The organism is Dactylosporangium sp. NPDC050688, from assembly GCF_040654515.1.
In the GTDB taxonomy this organism is placed as follows: domain Bacteria; phylum Actinomycetota; class Actinomycetes; order Mycobacteriales; family Micromonosporaceae; genus Dactylosporangium.
This window is the reverse complement of record NZ_JBFAIC010000024.1, coordinates 26,471-44,990: the sequence shown is the minus strand read 5'-3', so window position 1 is coordinate 44,990 and position 18,520 is coordinate 26,471. Positions and strand designations below refer to the sequence as shown.

The 18,520-nt window shown below is 73.1% G+C and carries 19 protein-coding genes and 1 pseudogene; 12 read left to right on the top strand and 8 right to left on the bottom strand.

The features are described from left to right. Positions 1 to 9: 9 nt before the first annotated feature. On the bottom strand, positions 10 to 981 hold the full coding sequence (locus AB0H83_RS23185; protein ID WP_360097485.1) for an aldo/keto reductase: 972 nt from the start codon (positions 979 to 981) through the stop codon (positions 10 to 12). 105 nt (positions 982 to 1,086) lie between these two features. On the opposite strand from AB0H83_RS23185, the gene AB0H83_RS23180 reads away from it, so the two are divergent. The 5 genes from AB0H83_RS23180 (at position 1,087) to mshC (ending at position 5,736) form a co-directional block, all read left to right on the top strand. Further along, entirely contained in the window at positions 1,087 to 2,136 is a 1,050-nt protein-coding gene (locus AB0H83_RS23180; protein WP_360097482.1) for an LLM class F420-dependent oxidoreductase, read from the top strand. Continuing rightward, positions 2,133 to 2,831 (top strand): histidine phosphatase family protein, encoded by a 699-nt coding sequence (locus AB0H83_RS23175; RefSeq protein ID WP_360097479.1) that lies wholly within the window; start codon positions 2,133 to 2,135, stop codon positions 2,829 to 2,831. The genes AB0H83_RS23180 and AB0H83_RS23175 overlap by 4 nt, the downstream gene beginning before the upstream one ends. 207 nt (positions 2,832 to 3,038) lie before the next feature. Next, positions 3,039 to 3,602 (top strand): DUF3090 domain-containing protein, encoded by a 564-nt coding sequence (locus AB0H83_RS23170; protein WP_360097476.1) that lies wholly within the window; start codon positions 3,039 to 3,041, stop codon positions 3,600 to 3,602. Between the two features lie 5 nt (positions 3,603 to 3,607). Beyond that, on the top strand, positions 3,608 to 4,411 hold the full coding sequence (locus AB0H83_RS23165; RefSeq protein WP_360097473.1) for an SCO1664 family protein: 804 nt from the start codon (positions 3,608 to 3,610) through the stop codon (positions 4,409 to 4,411). A gap of 74 nt (positions 4,412 to 4,485) precedes the next feature. Continuing rightward, entirely contained in the window at positions 4,486 to 5,736 is a 1,251-nt protein-coding gene (mshC, locus tag AB0H83_RS23160; RefSeq protein WP_360097470.1) for a cysteine--1-D-myo-inosityl 2-amino-2-deoxy-alpha-D-glucopyranoside ligase, read from the top strand. 212 nt (positions 5,737 to 5,948) lie between these two features. On the opposite strand, the gene AB0H83_RS23155 is transcribed toward mshC, so the two are convergent. Continuing rightward, positions 5,949 to 6,806 (bottom strand): LysR family transcriptional regulator, encoded by an 858-nt coding sequence (locus AB0H83_RS23155; RefSeq protein ID WP_360097467.1) that lies wholly within the window; start codon positions 6,804 to 6,806, stop codon positions 5,949 to 5,951. 72 nt (positions 6,807 to 6,878) lie between these two features. On the opposite strand from AB0H83_RS23155, the gene AB0H83_RS23150 reads away from it, so the two are divergent. The 3 genes and pseudogenes from AB0H83_RS23150 to mctP all read left to right on the top strand — a co-directional run. Continuing rightward, positions 6,879 to 7,832 (top strand): pyridoxal-phosphate dependent enzyme, encoded by a 954-nt coding sequence (locus AB0H83_RS23150; protein WP_360097464.1) that lies wholly within the window; start codon positions 6,879 to 6,881, stop codon positions 7,830 to 7,832. A 140-nt stretch (positions 7,833 to 7,972) separates the two neighbouring features. After that, the gene (locus tag AB0H83_RS23145; protein ID WP_360097462.1) at positions 7,973 to 8,194 is read left to right on the top strand and encodes a DUF3311 domain-containing protein; all 222 of its coding nucleotides are present in this window, start codon (positions 7,973 to 7,975) and stop codon (positions 8,192 to 8,194) included. A gap of 6 nt (positions 8,195 to 8,200) precedes the next feature. After that, positions 8,201 to 9,799, top strand: a pseudogene (mctP, locus tag AB0H83_RS23140) (monocarboxylate uptake permease MctP); the annotation flags it as partial. Positions 9,800 to 9,999: 200 nt separating this feature from the next. On the opposite strand, the gene AB0H83_RS23135 reads toward mctP, so the two are convergent. After that, on the bottom strand, positions 10,000 to 11,112 hold the full coding sequence (locus AB0H83_RS23135; RefSeq protein WP_360097459.1) for a hypothetical protein: 1,113 nt from the start codon (positions 11,110 to 11,112) through the stop codon (positions 10,000 to 10,002). Beyond that, complete coding sequence (locus AB0H83_RS23130) at positions 11,048 to 11,638, bottom strand: SigE family RNA polymerase sigma factor (RefSeq protein WP_360097456.1); 591 nt, start codon at positions 11,636 to 11,638, stop codon at positions 11,048 to 11,050. The genes AB0H83_RS23135 and AB0H83_RS23130 overlap by 65 nt, the downstream gene beginning before the upstream one ends. 166 nt (positions 11,639 to 11,804) lie before the next feature. Here AB0H83_RS23130 and AB0H83_RS23125 point away from each other — a divergent pair, with 166 nt between their 5' ends. Beyond that, positions 11,805 to 12,101: a hypothetical protein gene (locus AB0H83_RS23125; RefSeq protein WP_360097453.1), complete on the top strand. Its 297-nt coding sequence runs from the start codon at positions 11,805 to 11,807 to the stop codon at positions 12,099 to 12,101. Positions 12,102 to 12,607: 506 nt separating this feature from the next. Here AB0H83_RS23125 and AB0H83_RS23120 read toward each other — a convergent pair. Further along, on the bottom strand, positions 12,608 to 13,402 hold the full coding sequence (locus tag AB0H83_RS23120; RefSeq protein WP_360097450.1) for a GntR family transcriptional regulator: 795 nt from the start codon (positions 13,400 to 13,402) through the stop codon (positions 12,608 to 12,610). Between the two features lie 116 nt (positions 13,403 to 13,518). Here AB0H83_RS23120 and AB0H83_RS23115 point away from each other — a divergent pair, with 116 nt between their 5' ends. Then, positions 13,519 to 14,733, top strand: coding sequence for a pyridoxal phosphate-dependent aminotransferase (locus AB0H83_RS23115; RefSeq protein ID WP_360097447.1), 1,215 nt, complete (start codon positions 13,519 to 13,521; stop codon positions 14,731 to 14,733). A 6-nt stretch (positions 14,734 to 14,739) separates the two neighbouring features. On the opposite strand, the gene AB0H83_RS23110 is transcribed toward AB0H83_RS23115, so the two are convergent. From AB0H83_RS23110 to AB0H83_RS23100, 3 genes are read right to left on the bottom strand one after another with little or no spacing between them, the layout of a single operon-like run. Further along, complete coding sequence (locus AB0H83_RS23110; protein ID WP_360097444.1) at positions 14,740 to 14,961, bottom strand: hypothetical protein; 222 nt, start codon at positions 14,959 to 14,961, stop codon at positions 14,740 to 14,742. Beyond that, on the bottom strand, positions 14,931 to 15,791 hold the full coding sequence (locus tag AB0H83_RS23105; RefSeq protein ID WP_360097441.1) for an Hsp70 family protein: 861 nt from the start codon (positions 15,789 to 15,791) through the stop codon (positions 14,931 to 14,933). Before AB0H83_RS23105 ends, AB0H83_RS23110 begins: the two co-directional genes overlap by 31 nt. Positions 15,792 to 15,820: 29 nt before the next feature. After that, positions 15,821 to 16,705: a PAC2 family protein gene (locus tag AB0H83_RS23100; RefSeq protein WP_360097438.1), complete on the bottom strand. Its 885-nt coding sequence runs from the start codon at positions 16,703 to 16,705 to the stop codon at positions 15,821 to 15,823. Positions 16,706 to 16,820: 115 nt separating this feature from the next. Here AB0H83_RS23100 and AB0H83_RS23095 point away from each other — a divergent pair, with 115 nt between their 5' ends. Together AB0H83_RS23095 and AB0H83_RS23090 are read left to right on the top strand one after the other, a co-directional pair. Continuing rightward, a complete protein-coding gene (locus AB0H83_RS23095; RefSeq protein WP_360097435.1) occupies positions 16,821 to 17,795 on the top strand; it encodes a 2-dehydropantoate 2-reductase N-terminal domain-containing protein in 975 nt (324 codons plus the stop codon). Positions 17,796 to 17,849: 54 nt separating this feature from the next. Beyond that, positions 17,850 to 18,485 carry an HAD family phosphatase gene (locus tag AB0H83_RS23090; RefSeq protein WP_360097735.1) on the top strand — a complete coding sequence of 212 codons (636 nt, stop codon included), beginning with the start codon at positions 17,850 to 17,852 and terminating at the stop codon, positions 18,483 to 18,485. Positions 18,486 to 18,520: the final 35 nt, after the last annotated feature.

Below are 18,520 nucleotides of genomic sequence, written 5' to 3'. Positions count from 1 at the left end.
GGTGGGCAATTATGTCTGGCGTTCCGGGTAGCCCGACGCCGGAGCCGACACGTCGTCCAGGGCGGCCCGGATCTCGCGCGGCAGGTCGATCTCCTCGGTCTGCAGCGCGCCGAGGAGCTGGCCGACGGTGCGGGCGCCGAGGACGGGCGCGACGACGCCCGGCCGGTCGCGGACCCAGGCGAGGGCGACCTCCAGGGGTGACACGCCGAGGCCGCCGGCGGCGGTGGCGACCGCCTCGACGATGCCGGCGCAGCGGTCGTCGAGGTACGGCGCGACGAACCGCTCGAAGTGCGGCGACGCGGCGCGGGAGTCGGCGGGCACGCCGCCGCGGTACTTGCCGGTGAGCACGCCCCGGCCGAGCGGCGACCAGGGCAGCAGCCCGATGCCCTGGGCGGAGCAGGCGGGCACGACCTCGCGTTCGATGCCGCGCTCCAGCAGCGAGTACTCGACCTGGGTGGAGACCAGCGGGGCGCGGCCCGGCCAGGCGGCCTGCCAGGTGGCGGCGCGGGCGGTCTGCCAGCCGGAGAAGTTCGACACACCGGCGTAGCGCGCCCGGCCGGTCTGCACGGCCGTGTCGAGGGCGCTGAGCGTCTCCTCCAGGGGCGTGTCGGGGTCGTACCCGTGGATCTGCCACAGGTCGACGTGGTCGGTGCCGAGCCGCTCCAGGGACGTGTCCAGGGCGCGCAGCAGGTGGCTGCGGGAGCCGTCGCGGCGGCGCGCCATGCCGGGGCGCAGGCCGGCCTTGGTGGCGATGACCAGCTCGTCGCGGGGCACCAGGCGCCCGACGAGGGCGCCGATCACGGACTCGGCCTCGCCGTCGGCATACACGTCGGCCGTGTCCAGCAGCGTGCCGCCCGCGTCGCGGAACGTCTTGAGCTGGGCGGCCGCATCGTCGGCGTCGGTGTCACGGCCCCAGGTCATGGTGCCGAGGGCCAGCCGGGATACCGCCAGCCCGCTACGGCCGAGCGGTCGCTGTTGCATGCATGGAACGATACGGCCGGATCCCACCGAAGGCGGGTAGGCGGGCCCCCCGCTACCCTTGGTGCCGCCCGTGCAGGGTCGCACGGGGGACCCTGGGAGGCTGTAGTGCGACTCGCGTTGAACCTCGGATATCTCGCCGCGTGGAATGACCCCGCCGGTCACCTGGCCCTCGCGCAGGAGGCGGACCGCCTCGGTTTCTCCTGCGTATGGGTGGCGGAGGCGTACGGATCCGACGCCCCGTCGTTGCTGGCCTGGTTCGCGGGGCAGACGGAGCGCATCGAGCTGGGCTCGGCGGTGTTCCAGATCCCGGCCCGCACCCCGGCGATGGCGGCGATGACGGCGGCCACGATCGACAAGCTGTCCGGGGGCCGGTTCCGGCTCGGCCTCGGCGTGTCGGGGCCGCAGGTGTCCGAAGGATGGCACGGTGTCCGGTTCGGCAAGCCGCTGCAGCGGACCCGCGAGTACATCGACATCGTGAACCTCGCGCTGACCCGCAAGACCGTCGCCTACGACGGGCAGCACTACCGGCTGCCGCTGCCCGACGGCCCGGGCAAGGCCCTCAAGCTCACGCTGCACCCGACCCGCGACCATGTGCCGGTCTACCTCGCCGCGGTCGGGCCGAAGAACCTCGAGCTCGCCGGTGAGGTCGCCGACGGGTGGCTGGCGATCTTCTTCTCCCCGGAGTTCGCGGCCGAGTCCCTGAAGCCGATCGAGGCGGGCCGGGCGAAGATCGGCAAGACGCTCGACGGGTTCGAGGTCTGCGCGGGTGTACCGGTGGTGTTCGGCGACGACCCGAAGATGTGCGCCGAGCTGGTGCGCCAGTACGCCGCCCTGTACGTCGGCGGCATGGGCAGCCGGGAGCAGAACTTCTACAACGCCCTCGCCACCCGCATGGGTTACGGCGACGCCGCCCGTGAGGTGCAGGACCTGTACCTGGCGAAGAAGCACCGCGAGGCGGCGGCCGCGGTGCCGTTCGAGTTCATCGACCGCACCTCGCTCATCGGGCCCGTCGAACGGGTCGCGGAGCGGCTGCAGGCGTACCGGGAGGCCGGCGTCACCGAGATCGCCACCCTGATCTTCGGCGACCACGAGCACGGCATCCAGACCATGCGGCAGCTGGCCCGGGCGTGGGAGATGGCAGGCTTGACCCTGTGACGACAGTTCTGCTGCTCCGGCACGGCCGCACCACCACCAACGCCACCGGGATCCTCGCCGGTCACCAGCCCGTGGGGCTCGACGACGTCGGGCAGGCGCAGGCCCGTGCCGTCGGCGAGCGGCTCGCCGACGCGAAGCTGCCCCTGGCGGCGGTGGTGTCCAGCCCGCTGCCGCGCTGCCGGGAGACCGTGTCGCTGGCGCTGCCGGAGTACGCGGACGTCGTTGTCGACGAGGGGGTCATCGAGTGCCGGTACGGCGACTGGACCGGCCGGCCGCTGAAGGAGCTGGCGAAGGAGCCGCTGTGGGCGACGGTGCAGGCGCACCCGTCCGCGGCGGTGTTCCCGGGGCCTGAGGGCGAGTCGATGGCGGTCATGTCGGCGCGCGCCGTCGCCGCGGTCCGCGGCTGGGACGCCCGGCTCACCGCGTCGCACGGCGCGGACGCGGTGTGGCTCGCGTGCAGCCACGGCGACATCATCAAGGCGGTCGTCGCCGACGCGCTGGGCATGCACCTGGACCTGTTCCAGCGCATCGCCGTCGAGCCCGCGTCGATCACCGTCATCCGGTACACGCCGCTGCGCTCGTTCGTGCTGCGCCTCAACGACACCGGCGGTGACCTGGCGCCGTTCGTGCCGAAGGTCGACGACGAACCCACCTCCGACGCCGCGGTCGGGGGCGGTTCGGGCGGTTCTGTGTGATCTTGCTGCCCGGCCTCGGCGCTCGTGCGCACATGCGGATAGAGTTTTCGGCATGAGCGGTCCGGAGCGCGGCGGGTTGAGCTCACGCCGGCACCGGAGTGCAGCGGAGGTGACGACCATGAGCGGTCCGGAGCGTAGCGGAGGAGCCGTGCATCGGCAGCTCCGGTCGAGCTCACGTCGGCGCCGGGACGCAGCGGAGGTGAACAAGTGAGTCACCAGGTTTATGCGTTTGAGCCGCCCGAGCGATTCGTCGCGGGCACCGTCGGCGCGCCCGGGGAGCGGACCTTCTTCCTCCAGGCGCGCGGCGGGGGGCGCCTGGTCAGCGTCGCCCTGGAGAAGGTGCAGGTGACCCTCCTGGCGGAGAAGCTCGAGGAGCTCCTGCTGGAGGCGCAGCGGCGCTTCGGCGTCGACCTGCCCGACACCGCCGCCGTCGACACCAGCGACAACGAGCCGCTCGACACGCCGCTGGACGAGGAGTTCCGCGTCGGCACCCTCGGCCTCGCGTTCGACGTCGACACCGCGACCGTCGTCATCGAGGCGATCGCCGTCGGCGACGACGAGGTCGAGGAGGTCGAGGAGGAGGACGACGACGAGCTCGTCATCGCCGACCGGGACCGGCTGCGGGTCCGGCTGACCCCGCAGGCGACCCGCGCGTTCATCGACCGGGCCAAGCGGGTCGTGGCCTCGGGCCGCCCGCCGTGCCCGCTGTGCGGCCAGCCCCTCGACGCCCGCGGGCACCTGTGCCCGCGGCACAACGGCTACCGCCGGTAGACGACGTGCCGGCACTGCCCCAGGACGAGGCGCTGGAACTGCTGCGCCACGGCACCATGGAGATCGAAGGCCGGCTGATGGACGCGTCCAACGCGACCCTGCGCGCCGCCATCACCCACGGCTCCACGGTCGCCCGGTGCGTGTACAAGCCCGTCAGCGGTGAACGCCCCCTGTGGGACTTCCCCGACGGCACCCTCGCCGGCCGGGAGTACGCGGCCTGGCTGCTGTCGGAGGCCACCGGCTGGGACGTGGTCCCGCCGACCGTCCTGCGCGACGGCCCGCTCGGCGCCGGCATGGTGCAGCTGTGGATCGACGACGAGCTGCAGACCGACGACGCGATCCTCGGCTTCGTGCCGCTCGGCAAGGTCCCGCGCACCTGGAAGCGGATCCTCACCGCGCACGACGAGCGGGGCCGCCCGTTCGTCCTGGCCCACGACGACGACCCGCGGCTGGCCCGGATGGCCGTCTTCGACGCCGTCGCCAACAACGCCGACCGCAAGGGCGGGCACATCATCGACACCGTCGACGGCCGCGTCCACGGCGTCGACCACGGCATCTGTTTCCACGCCGAGGACAAGCTGCGCACCATCCTGTGGGGCTGGGCCGGCGAGCTGCTGCCCGACGAGGCGGTCGAGGTGCTGGAGAAGCTGCGCGCCCAGTACACCGCCGGGCTCGCCGAGGCGCTGTCGGAGCACCTCACCGCCGCCGAGGTGGGCACCGTCGCGCTGCGCATCAACCTGCTGCTGCAGGGCAGGCGCTACCCGGCGCCCGACGAGGACCGCCACGCCATCCCGTGGCCGCCGATGTGAAGGCCTGTCTACGCTAGGTTCGTCACACCTGTTTCCCCGGTGTTTCGGCACCGGCCCGCAGATAGTCTTGGCGGATGGATTCATGGTCGGCACCGGCGGTGCCCACGCTGCCCCGCACCGCTGCCGGTGCGACCACGCTCGCCCTGTTCGACTCGGCGCGCCGCGAGATCGCCCCGGTCGTCGTGGGGGGCCGGCCCGCCACCATGTACGTCTGCGGCATCACCCCCTATGACGCGACGCACCTCGGTCACGCCGCCACCATGATCGCCTTCGACGTGGCCAACCGGGTGTGGCGCGACGCCGGCCTCGACGTCGACTACGTGCAGAACGTCACCGACGTCGACGACCCGCTGCTGGAGCGCGCCGCCCGCGACGGCGAGGACTGGGTCGTGCTCGCGATGCGCGAGACCGCCCTGTTCCGCGAGGACATGGAGGCGCTGCGGATCATCCCGCCGAAGCGCTACGTCGGCGCCGTGGAGTCCATCCCGCAGATCGCCCGCCAGGTGTCCGCGCTGCTGGCCAGCGGTCACGCGTACGTGCTGGAGGACGGCACCGGCGACGTCTACTTCAGCGTCGCCACGGCCCCCGGCTTCGGCAGCGAGTCCAACCTGTCGCGCACCGAGATGCTCCGCCTCGCCGCGGAGCGCGGCGGCGACCCGCAGCGCCCCGGCAAGCGCGACCCGCTCGACCCGCTGCTGTGGCGTGGCCTGCGCGAGGGCGAGCCCGCGTGGGACGGCGGCGACCTCGGCCCCGGCCGCCCCGGCTGGCACATCGAGTGCACCGTCATCGCCCAGAGCCTGCTCGGCGACACCATCGACGTGCAGGGCGGCGGCAACGACCTGCTCTTCCCGCACCACGAGTGTTCCGCCGCGCACGCCGAGGCCCTCAGCGGCAAGGCGCCGTTCGCCACGCACTACGTGCACGCCGGCATGATCGGCCTCGACGGCGAGAAGATGTCCAAGAGCATGGGCAACCTCGTCTTCGTCTCCCGCCTGCGCGGTGACGGCGTCGACCCGATGGCGGTGCGCCTCGGCCTGCTCGCCGACCACTACCGCAACGACCGCCTGTGGACCGACGACGTGCTCAAGACCGGCCAGCAGCGGCTGTCCCGGTGGCGCGCCGCGGCCCGGTCCGGCATCGGCCCGTCAGGCATCGAGCTGGTGGAGCAGCTGCGGGAGCGGCTCGCCGACGACCTCGACACGCCGGGTGCGCTCGCCGCCGTGGACGCCTGGGTCGACGCGACCCTCGCCGACGCCGGTGAGGACCGCGACGCGCCGGTGCTGATGCGCACGGCCGTGGACGCGCTGCTGGGCATCAAGCTGTAGGCCGGCGACGGCCGCAGGATTGCGTGGGCGGGTCGGCCTGATCGCCGCGCCCGGGATCGTCGGACGTCTCGGGTCGCCCGTCTGGCGGAGGTCACCCGCCCACGCACTGCTCCACCCCCGTGCCCGGAAGCCGCGGCGATCCCGGCCACCAGCCCCTGCCTGCCCGGCCGGCAGCGCCGCGGGCCCCGGGCCGCGGCCCCTGGCGACGTGGGTCACCCGGCCAGCAGCGCCTCCAGCAGTGCGGCGGGCCCCGGCGGGTCGGGCGGGGCTCCGTACAGCGCGGCGCTCACGTGCCGGCCCGGGCCGGGCAGCGGCACCGTCCGTACACCTGCCGCACGATGCGCACGCAGCGCCAGATCCGGCAGGATGGTGACGCCCAGGCCCGCCGCGACCAGGGCCTGCACGGCGACGTAGTCGTCGGTGGTGAACGCGATCCGCGGCGCGAACCCGGCCGCCTCGCAGCGCCGCACCAGGCTGGTCCGGCACCGGTCGCAGCCGCCGATCCAGCGTGCCCCGGCGAGGCCGGCCAGGTCACGGGTGTCCGCCGCGCCGGTGACGAGGTGCAGCGGCTCGTCGAACAGCGGCGTCAACCGGAACCCGTCACCGGGTGACGGCGGCGCGTAGTCGAACACCACCGCCAGGTCCACCTCACCGGCCTTGAGCAGCCGCAACGCCTCCGGCGGCTCGGCCTCCACCAGGCTCAGTGCCACCGCCGGGTGCGCTGCGGCGAACCGGGCCGCCGCCGGTGGCACGAACGACCCCAGCGCCGACGGGAACGCCGCCAGCCGCACCCGCCCGGCCGCCAGCCCGCTGTGCTCGGCCAGCTCCGCCTCCGCCGCGTCGAGGCGCCCGAGGATCTCCTCCGCCCGCTCCGCCAGCAGCCGCCCGGCCGGCGTCAGCCGCACCCCGCGCCCCACCCGCTGCACCAGCCGCGCGCCGGTCTCCGCCTCCAGCCGCGTCAGGTGGTGGCTCACCGACGGCTGCGCGTAGTGCAGCGCCTCGGCGGCGGCGGTGACCGACCCGTGCCGGGCGACCGCGAGCAGCACCCGCAACCGCGTCAGGTCAAGCATCAACCCCACCTATGGTTTCCAGAGAAACTCGGCATTGGATTTATATATGGTACGGCCAGCAGGCTGGACCGCATGATCTCGCTCAACGATGTGCTGCACGCCCGGCGCCTGCTGGACCGGCACCTGCCGCCGACGCCGTCCTGGTCGTACCCGCTGCTGGACGAGGCGGCGGGCCGCAGCGTCGTGGTCAAGCACGAGAACGCGCAGCCGACCGGCGCGTTCAAGGTCCGCGGCGCGCTGAACCTCCTCGCCGGGCTGGACCCGCACCTGCCCGTCGTCACGTACTCGACCGGCAACCACGCCCGGGCCGTCGCGTACGCCGCCCGCACCTTCGGCATCGCCGCCCACGTCGTGATGCCGGCCGGCACCGCCGAGGGCAAGGTCCGCGCGGTGCGGGCGCTCGGCGCGACCGCGGTCCTGCACGGCGGGCACATGGCCGACGCCGAGGCCCGCGCCGAGGCCCTCGCCGGCGAGCTCGGCGGCCGCCTGGTCAGCCCCGGCGACGAGCCCGCCGTGATCGCCGGGGTCGGCACCGCCTACCTGGAGCTGTTCGAGCGCCACCCGGACCTCGACACGGTCGTGGTGCCGGTCGGCAGCGGCACCGGCGCGGCCGCCGCCTGCCTCGTCGCCGCCGCGGTGGCGCCCGGCTGCCGGGTGATCGGCGTGCAGTCCGCCGCCGCGCCGGCCGCGCACGACTCGTGGCGGGCCGGGTCCTGCGTCCGCCGCGACAACCGCACCCGGGTCGACGGCCTGGCCACCGGCCGCGGGTTCGCGCTGCCGCAGTCGCTGCTGCGCGACCGGCTCGCCGGGTTCGTCCTCGTCGACGACGACGCCATCGACGCCGCCCGCGGGGTCCTCGCCGGCACCGCGCACACCCAGGCCGAGGGCGCCGGCGCGGCCGCGCTCGCCGCGGTGCTCGCCCGCCCCGACCTGATGGGCGTGCGGGTCGCCGTGATCCTCACCGGCGGCAACGCCACCCCCGCGGAGCTGACCCGGATGACCGCCCCGGCGATCACCAGGGTGTGACGTGCGACACCGTCCGGCGCTCGAAACCGACCGTTCGCCGATCAGTGCCCAAATCGGTCAGCGGCCGGGACTGCGATCAGGTTACGTCGATCTGCCTGGCCGCCCGCCAGGCCCGAACACCCCCTGTGAGGAGGTCAGCCATGACCGGTCCCGAACGGCCCGACACCCCCCGGGCCGCGGACAAGAGCCCGTGGAACTGGCTGCTGTTCATCCCGATCGTGCTGCCGCTGGTCACCGTCTGGTACAACGCCGACAGCCCCCGGCTGCTCGGCTTCCCGAGGTTCTACTGGATGCAGCTCGCCATCATCTCCGTCGGCGTCGGCACCACCACGCTCGTCTACCAGATGACGAAGCGGCGGTGACCGGCGATGTGGCGTGACCATCAGCTCGAGATCGCGATCTTCGTCGTCCTGTTCCTCGGTGTGAGCGCGGTCGGGTTTGTCGCGGCCCGCTGGCGCCGCCCCGACACCCTCAACCACCTCGACGAGTGGGGCCTCGGCGGCCGCAGCTTCGGCGGCTGGATCACCTGGTTCCTCGTCGGCGGCGACCTGTACACCGCGTACACGTTCGTCGCCGTCCCGGCCCTGCTCTTCGCCGCCGGCGCGGCCGGCTTCTTCGCCGTGCCGTACACCGTCATCATCTATCCGCTGGTGTTCCTGGTGCTCGTGCGGATGTGGTCGGTGTCGCACCGGCACGGGTTCGTCACTCCGGCCGACTTCGTGCGGGCCCGCTTCCAGTCCCCGACCCTCGCGCTGCTCGTCGCGATCACCGGGATCGTGGCGACGATGCCGTACATCGCGCTGCAGCTCGTCGGCATCGAGTCCGTGCTCAAGACGATGGGCGTCACCGGCTCCGGCACCATCGCCCGGCACCTGCCGATCATCGTCGCGTTCGCGATCCTGGCCGCCTACACGTACTCCAGCGGGCTGCGCGCCCCGGCGCTCATCGCGTTCGTCAAGGACACCCTGATCTACGTCGTCATCCTCGTCGCGGTGTTCTACCTGCCGTACAAGCTCGGCGGCTGGGGCGCCATCTTCGACGCCGCAGACGCGAAGTTCGACAAGTCCGCCTCACCGGCCGACGGCATCCTGCTCAACGCCAACAACCAGCTGCAGTACATCACCCTGGCGCTGGGCTCGGCCCTCGCCCTGTTCCTCTACCCGCACAGCATCACCGGCGTCCTGGCCAGCAAGAACCGTGACGTGATCAAGCGCAACATGTCGGCGCTGCCCGCGTACTCGCTGCTGCTCGGCCTCATCGCGCTGCTGGGGTACGCCGCCATCGCCGCCGGTGTCACGCCGCTGAAGAACCCCAACGGCACCAGCGACAACAACACCGTCGTGCCGCTGCTGTTCGACAAGCTGTTCCCCGACTGGTTCGCCGGCGTGGCCTACGCCGCCATCGGCATCGGCGCGCTCGTCCCCGCCGCGATCATGTCGATCGCCGCGGCGAACCTGTTCACCCGCAACGTGTACCGCGAGTACCTGCGCCGCGACGCCACCCCGCACCAGGAGGCGACGGTGTCGAAGGTGACCTCGCTGCTGGTGAAGGTCGGCGCGCTGGTCTTCGTGGTGTTCGTCGACCCGCAGTTCTCCATCGACCTGCAGCTCATCGGCGGTGTCATCATCCTGCAGACGCTGCCCGCGGTCGCGCTGGGCCTGTTCACCCGCTGGTTCCACCGCGGCGCCCTCATCGGCGGCTGGGTCGCCGGCATGGGCCTGGGCATGTGGATGCTCTACCAGATCCCGAACGCCGCCACGAAACGCGCCCACTTCGGCGGCTCCGCGTTCCCGCTGAAGGAGTTCGGCTTCGACTCCGCCAAGACGATCTACGTCGGCTTCGTCGCCGTCGCGGTGAACCTCGCCGTCGCGGCGCTGCTGACCCTGATCCTGCGGGCCGCCTCCGTCACCGACGGCGGCGACGACACGACCCCGTCGGACTACTTCGCCGACGAGGGCGACCCGCGCGCCGACACCGCCCACCCGGCGACCGCGTCCGCGACCCCGGCGGCCGCGTCCCCGGCGGCCGCGTCCCCGGCGGCCGCGTCCCCGGCGGCCGCGTCCTCCGGGACACGGCCGGACGTCGCCCCGGACCCGATCACCTGATCCGCACCGGCGGCCGCCGTCCCGTGCCCACGAGGGCCGGCGGCCGCCGTCGTGCACCGCCGTCAGGGGATCGCGGCGGTCACCGGGGTCCAGGTGCTGTCGTCCTGCACGTCGCCGAGCGTGACCGCCTCCAGGACCTTGCGCATCTCGGCGTCCGTGAGCCGCCCGCCGCTGCTGACCTGGATGTTCACGCCACCGGACCACCGGTTGCAGAACCCGGTCAAGCACGTCACGCCGGGCGAGGGCTGCTGGTTGGAGTTGGCGGCGGGTACCACGTACACGACGAAACTGCCGGGCGGGTCGTCGCCCTCCTCACCGCCGAACGGCACGCTCAGCCCGGTCGTCGGCTGGCCCGGCTTGCTGAACAGCAGCCCCGCGTAGTCGCCCTCGCGGGCGGACGCGATGCCGTTCAGGCCGGTCATGGCGTGCACGGCGACCTCGTCGAGGCGGTACCCCGCCGGCACGTACCCGAGCTTCACCGGCACCTTCGCCACGGCCGGCGGTGCGGCGCGCAGCCCCGCCGCCAGGTCCCGCAGCTCCTTCGCTGACGGGTACGCCGCGTCGTCGGAGCTCGCCTTGAGCACCGCCCAGGCGTCGGTGTTGTACTGCCACGCCAGGGTCCGGCGCACCGCCCAGCCGTGCTCGGTGTCGGTGACCTCGAGCCCGGGCCGCCCGTCGACGGTCACCTGCTGCGCGCCGGTCAGCTTCGCCGGGTCGTACGCGCCGGCCCGGTACACGGTCAGGTACGCGTACAGGTTCGGCCCGCCCGGCCCCGGCGCGTCGGGGTCGACGGCCTTGTCGTTGGTGGCGAGCCCGTCGGCGTACACCGAGGCCAGCTGGTACGCGGTCGACACGTCGACCGGCTGCGCCACCCGCAGCTTGCCCACCCGGTACCCGCCGAACGTGAACGTGAACGGCTCCGCCGTCGCCGGCACGGGCTGCGCCGCCACGGCCGCCGGCTGCTCCTGTCGCTGCTGTGTCCTGCCGGTCAGCGCCGGCACCGCGACCGCGGCGGCGACGACGCCGAGCACCGCCACCGCCGCCCCGCCGGACGCCATCCAGGCGCGCCGGCGCCGGCGTTGGACGCGCTGTCCCGACGCGACGATGTCGTCAGCGGCGTACCGCAGTGGCGGTGGCTCTGACGTCGCCAGCTCCACCAGGTCCTGCATTCGCATGGGTCCACTCTCCGAGTTGTGACGGTTCGTCCAAGACCACGCCTCCGGCGGCGAGCGCCTCCCGGAGATTCGCCAGACCTCTGGTGGTCTGGCTCCTGACCGATGCGGCCCGGACCCCGAGCACCTCCGCCGCCTCCTCGACCGTCATGCCGAGGTAGTACCGCAGCACGAGGACCGCCCGTTGCCGTACCGGGACGGCGGCCAGGGCCCGGCGCACGGCCAGGCGTTCGTCGGCGGCGCCGCTGTGGTCGCCCTGGACCACGTCGGGCACCCCGTCCCCGGCCGAGCGTTCCCGCCGCCACCAGGGCCGTCGTGTCTCGTCGATCGCCGCCCGGACGACCATGGTCTGCGCGTACAGGTCAGGCCGGTCGAGCCGGGCCCAGCGCGGATACAGCTTCGTCAGGGCGTTGGCCACCGCGTCCTCCGCAGCGTGCCAGTCCCCGCACGTGACGTACGCCAGGTTCCGCAACGCCGCCATCCGCGACGCCACGAACTCCCGGAACCCGTCCGGATCGTCTGCTTTCAACCGGCCGCTCCCTCCGCCGCAGATAGAACGGACGCCGCCACTCGGAACGCTGCACGCCCGGCGGAAATTTTCTCCCGCCGCTGTCCCTCCCCGCGGATCACCGGTGGCAGTCGCGGTGCACCCCGGTTACGGTGCTGCTCAAGGTGCCTGGAGAGCTGGGGGTGCGGTGACGCTGACGAAAAAGGGTTCTCGGCGCATCGTCGTCGACGGGGTCGAGTTCCGCTGGCGGGTGCGTCGCAGGCCGACGTACGACCAGGCAATGGCCTGGACACCCCTGACGTTCGTCGTGGAGCAGGCCGGGCAGCGGGGTGCGCTGCTGGTCGTGTCGATGCCGGGGCCGCATCCCAGCAACTGGGTGGGGCTGCCGAGCGAGCCCGTGCTGCCCTCGACGGTCGCTTCCGGGGTCCGCTCGGCGCTGGCCGCGGGCTGGCAGCCGGCCCAGCCCGGCCGGTTTTCGCGCTGACGCTGCCCTAGTTCCGTCCACGAACGTTCACGGTGTTGACGTCGCTCGGGCGGCTGGTCGGTGCCGGCTCACGTGTGATCTTGCCCGGTTGATCGAAGTCGTGTCGTGGTCGTCCGGGCGACCGGGACGCGACTTGGATCACCACAGTGGTCCGGCCGGAACGCGGGCGCGCGGGAGGGCGGGCGCGCGGGCGCGCCGGAGGGCACGCGTGCGGGAAGCCAGGCACGGGGAAGGTCGGCACGGGGAAGGCCGGCACGGGGAAGGCCGGCACGGGGAAGGCGGGCGTGCGGAAGCGCGCGGCAGGCCTGAGACAGGCGAGGACGAACCCCCAGCCGACCGCGACCTCCCGAAAGCGCGCGGCAAGCCGGGCGGCCGAGCAGGGCCAACCCTTCGGTGGCCACGCCAACCGAAGGCCGCGAACGGCACCCTGCCCCCGAGTGCATCCTGGACCTGCGCACGATCAGCCGTGCCACCTGGCCACGACGCTCGGCGGAGCCGCGTGCGGCCTAACCCAGGGCGAGGTCCGGTTCGTCGGTCGGCAGGCCGGGCCGGACACCCGGGATCTTGTACTCCTCCGTCAGCGTGGTCATCGGGCCTGGCCAGGCGGCCTGGGCGACCTCGATCGGCCGGTGCTCGGCGTCATAGGCGATGTGCAGCAGCACCAGCACCGGCGTGTCGGGCCGGATCTGCAGCAGCTCGGCCTCCTCGCGGGTGGGCAGGCGGGCGCTGACCTGGTCCTTCGCGCTCGTGTAGCGGCGGCCCAGCTCGGCCTCGACCTCCTGGTAGAGCGGCCGGTCGAACACGTCGGGGCGCTCGATGGACGTGCCGCGGACGTCGGCGGGGCGGAACCAGGAGGCGCCGACCTCGACGGGGGCGTCGCCGGTGCGCACGAGGTGGCGGCGGACCAGCAGCGGCACGCCGACGTCGATGCCGAAGCCCTCGGCGACGTCGGCGGGGCAGGGCATGACGCCGACCTGCATCAGGTGCTGACGATACCGCGCGGCGAGCTCGGCGTGGTAGCCGCGCTCGGCGCCGTAGCGCCCGCGGGACAGCCGGTTCATCCGGCGCTTCGTGCCGCGGACGAACGTGCCCGAGCCCGGACGGGTGATCAGCAGGCCCTCGATGCGCAGCTGGTCGATGGTGCGCTGGACGGTCTGCTTGGCGACCCCGAACTGCGTGGCGAGGGTGGGGATCGACGGCAGTCGCTCGCCGGGCGCCCAGTCGCCGCGGTGGATGCGGGCCCGGAGCTGCGCGGCGATCTGCCGGTGCGGGAACTCCGCGGCCCCAGGGTTGATGGTCATACGGCAAAGCCTAGCCTCCTAGGAAGCTTTGCGCAAGCGGATCTGGAACACACGACCGCGCCACATGATGGGAACTGGCTACTGAGCTATGGGAGCGGGACTCGTACTGTGACTGCATGCAGGTGAATCAGTCCGCGAAGCTGGCCAACGTCTGTTACGACATCCGCGGACCGGTGATGGCCGCCGCCAAGCAGATGGAGGCCGAAGGCCATCACATCCTGAAGCTCAACATCGGCAACCCGGCGCCGTTCGGGTTCGAGGCGCCGGAGGAGATCCTTCAGGACGTCATCCTGAACCTGCCGTCGGCCCACGGCTACGGCGACTCGAAGGGCCTGCTGTCCGCCCGCCGCGCCGTCGTGCAGTACTACCAGCAGAAGCAGGTCTACGGCGTCGACATCGAGGACGTGTACCTCGGCAACGGCGTGTCCGAGCTCATCGTCATGGCGCTGCAGGCGCTGCTCGACAACGGCGACGAGGTGCTGATCCCGTCGCCGGACTACCCGCTGTGGACCGCCTCGGTCAGCCTCTGCGGCGGTCGTGCCGTGCACTACATCTGCGACGAGTCCAACGACTGGATGCCCGACGTCGACGACATCGTCGCGAAGGTCACGCCGCGCACCAGGGCGATCGTCATCATCAACCCGAACAACCCGACCGGTGCCGTGTACTCGCGCGAGATGATCGAACGGATCACCGAGGTCGCCCGCCAGCACAACCTGCTCGTGTTCTCCGACGAGATCTACGACAAGATCCTGTACGACGACACGACGCACGTCTCGACCGCCGCCGTCGCCCCCGACCTGCTGACGCTCACGTTCAACGGGCTGTCGAAGGCCTACCGGGTGGCCGGCTTCCGCACCGGCTGGCTGGTGCTGTCGGGGCCGAAGCAGCACGCCAGCAGCTACATCGAGGGCCTGGACATCCTCGCCAACATGCGGTTGTGTCCGAACGTGCCGACGCAGCACGCCGTGCAGACCGCGCTCGGCGGGTACCAGAGCATCAACGACCTGATCCTGCCCGGCGGCCGGCTGCTCGCCCAGCGGGACACGGCGTGGCGGATGCTCAACGACATCCCGGGCGTGTCGTGCACCAAGCCGCGGGGTGCCCTGTACATGTTCCCGCGCCTGGACCCCGAGGTGCACCCGATCAAGGACGACCTGCAGTTCGCGCTGGACCTGCTGCGCAAGGAGAAGCTGATGGTCGTGCAGGGGACCGGCTTCAACTGGCACCACCCGGACCACTTCCGCATCGTGACCCTGCCGCGGGTCGCGGACCTGGAGGACGCGATCGGTCGCATCGGCCGCTTCCTCAGTACGTACCGGCAGGTGTGACGCCGTTCACCGGCGCAGCAGGCGGACCGTCCAGATGACGGCGGCGACGGCCGGGGCCACCACGCAGATGGTGCGCCCCGCGACGACGCCGCCGTTGGTCCCGGCCGGCCCGGTGAGGGCGGTGGTCGCGGCGTACGCGCACAGCGCCACGGTCAGCAGGATCGTCGCGGCGTCGACCAGCCGCCGGCCCGGCCGGGTCAGGCGGCCGACCCGGTAGTAGGTGAGCACGGCGAGCGGCGCGCCGAGCGTCGGCGCGATGAGCCAGTCGGCGGGCAGCCCGTCCGTGATCGGGGCGATCGCGCCGGAGACGTGGGCGGCCGCGGCGGCACTGGCGACGAGCCCGAGCCGGTCAGCTCCGCGGCGGATCGCCCGAGCGCCGCCACCACGGACCGGTCCCCAGCACCAACGCCGGGACCAGGGGCGGCGGCGGTGGCCGGCGTGCTCACCGGCGGCGCGACGCCCCCGTCCAGCGCGGGAGCCGGCAGCGTGACCGCGACGCCCCCGTCCGCCGCCGGGACCGGCGTGGGAGCCGGCGGCGTGACCGCGACGCCCCCGCCCGGCGCCGGGACCGGCGCGGGAGCCGGCCCGCAGTGCAGCGCCCCCTCCGCGACCACCAGCTGCGGCTCCTCCAGGACCGTCGCCGACCGCCCCGTCGCCCGTAGCAGCAGCGTCGCCACGAGCGGGGTCCGCGTCGCCCCACCCACCAGGAACCATCCCGCGAACCCGTCCGCCGGCACCCGCGACTCCCGGGCCGTGGCCAGGGTGACCTCGATCGTGCTCCGCAGCAGCGGCTCCGCCGCCGACTCGTACTCGGCGCGGGTGACCAGCACGTCCTGTCCGGCGGCGGCGACGTACACGGTGGCCGACGCGTTGCGGGTCAGGCTCTCCCGGGCCGCCCGGGCGTCCTGCCACACCAGCAGCCGCTGCCGCTGGTCATCGGCGGACCGCGGCCGGCGCAGCCGCGCGGCCACCGGCGCCGCGGAGCGCTCCAGCGCCGCGCACACCAGGTCGAACACGGCGGTGTCCAGGTCGATCCCCAGGTCCACATCAGCAGCCACGGATGCAAACCCTAGGTGACGGTGGGCAGCTACCAGGCGCCGGTCGCGGACGGGCCGGCCTGGCCGCCGCGGCGGCGCAGGTATTTCTCGAACTCCTGCGCGATCTCGTCGCCCGACAGCGGCTGCAGCCCGGCGTCGCCGGAGCGCTCCTCCAGCTCGCGCACGTATTCGGCGAGCTCGGCGTCCTGCTCGGCGGCCTGCTTGAGCCGCTCCTCCCACTCCGAGGACTCCTTGGCCAGGTCGCCGGTGGGGACGGGCAGGTCGAGGACCTCCTCGACACGGTGCAGCAGGGCGAGGGTCGCCTTCGGGCACGGCGGGTTGTTCGCGTAGTGCGGCACGTGCACCCAGAAGGACACGGTTTCCAGGTCGGCGCGCACGCACGCGTCGTGCAGGACGCCGACGATGCCGGTCGGTCCCTCGTACCGGGTCGGGGTGAGGCCGAGCCGCTCGGTGGTGTCGGTGACGGTGGTGCCGCGCGGCGCGGAGCCGCTGACCGGCAGCGGCCGGGTGTAGGGCACGTCGGCGAGCAGCGCGCCGAGCAGGACGATGCGGCTCACCTCGAGGCTGTGGCAGACCTCGAGGACCTGCTCGCAGAAGGTGCGCCAGCGCATGCTGGGCTCGATGCCGCGGATGAGGACGATGTCCCGCTCGGCGTCCGGCGGGGTGGCGACGGAAAAGCGCGTGGTGGGCCACTCGATGCGGCGGGTCTCGCCCTCGGACATCGTCACCGTCGGCCGGTTGACCTGGAAGTCGTAGAAGTCCTCGGGGTCGAGCGCGGCGATGGGCTCGGCGCCCCACTCCTGCTCGAGATGCTCGACGACGGCGGTCGACGCGTCGGCAGCGTCGTTCCACCCTTCGAACGCGGCAATCGCGACAGGGGAGCGCAGCACGGGCAGGCCGTCGAACTCGGTCACGGTCCCAGCCTACGTGGGCGACCGCCGGATGGCTTGCCGGCCGCGCCCGGGGGTGTCGGTTTTCAAGATCACCTCGCGGCCGCCGGGCCCGGGTCGTGCCGAATATCCTGGGGTGATGCGATGGGTGATCTACGGAGCGGGTGCGGTCGGCGGGGTGGTCGCCGCCCGGCTCGCGCTGGCGGGCCAGGACGTGGCGGTCGTCGCGCGCGGCGCGCACCTCGAGGTGATCCGCCGCGACGGGCTGACGCTGCGCCAGCCGTCCGGTGACACGGTCGTCAAGCTGGAGGCGTACGAGCACCCGGCCGACACCGGCAAGGATGTCGTGGTGCTCGGCATGAAGGGCATGGACACCGAGGCGGCGCTGGTCGCGCTGGAGGGCTTCGACGGGCCGGTCGTCTGCCTGCAGAACGGGGTCGCCAACGAGCGGGCCGCCCTGCGTCACTTCGCGGACGTATACGGCGTGCACGTCATCCTGCCCGCCAGCCACCTGGCTCCCGGCGTGGTCGTCGCCCACTGCGGCCCGGTCCCGGGCATCCTCGACCTGGGCCGCTACCCGGCCGGGACCGACGCAACGGCGCAGCGGCTCGCCGCCGGCCTGGAGTCCGCCGGGTTCGTCTCGCAGCCGCGCGCGGACATCACGCGGTGGAAGTACCGCAAACTCGTGCTCAACCTGGCCAACGCGGTCGAGGCGCTGTGCGGGCGGGTCGACGGCCTCGACGAGGCGGTCGCGCCGGTGCAGGCCGAGGGGGAGGCGGTGCTGCGCCGCGCCGGGATCGACGTCGCGACGCAGGAGGAGGAGGACCGGCAGCGCCGCGGCGACGTCATGCGCTGGCCGTCGGAGGCCGAGCGGGCCGGCGGTTCGTCGTGGCAGAGCCTCGCCCGTGGCACCGGCACCGTGGAGGCCGACTACCTCAACGGCGAGATCGTGCTCCTTGCCCGCCTGCACGGCATGCCGGCGCCGGCGAACGAGACCGCCCGCCGGCTCGTGCAGCGTGCCGCCCGGGAGGGCCGGCCGCCGGGCGGCATGACCCCGCGGGAGTTCCTGGCCGCCGTCGAGGCCGTGACCTTGCGCACGATCGACCGGCCGTGACCGTCACTCTCGGGCAGGATCCGTCAGGTGGCTTCTGATGACCGGCTCCAGGCCGTGCTCTTCGACATGGACGGCACCCTCGTGGACAGCGAGAAGGTGTGGTCCGTCGGCCTGACCGAGCTCGCCGCGCACTACGGCGGGGAGCTGTCCGCGCAGGCCCGGCACGCGATGGTCGGCAGCAACATGACCGACTCGATGCGGTTGCTGCACGACGACCTCGGCCTGCCCGCGAGCATCAGCACCGACGACAGCGTCGTGTGGCTGGAGACCAGGGTCAAGGAGCTCTTCCACGGCGGCATGGAATGGCGTCCCGGCGCCCAGCAGCTGCTCGCCGCGTTGCGTGCCGAGGGTGTACCCCTCGCGCTGGTCACCGCCACGCACCGGCACCTCGTGGACGTGGCGCTGCTGACGATCGGTGCGGACAATTTCGACGCGGTCGTCGCCGGCGACGAGGTGGACCGGACCAAGCCGCACCCGATGCCGTACCTGACCGCGGCGCGGCTGCTGGGCACCACCGCCCCGCAGTGCGTCGCCGTGGAGGACTCGCCGAACGGGCTGCTCAGCGCCCGCGCCGCCGGCTGCGCCGTGCTCGGCGTGCCGTGCGAGGTCGACCTGGACCCCGAGGGGGTCACGCTGGTCGGTTCGCTGCTCGACGTCGACGTCGACTACCTGCGCAAACTCGTCGCCTGAGCGCGTTGCACGCGTGACGCCGGGAAGGGGGCGCC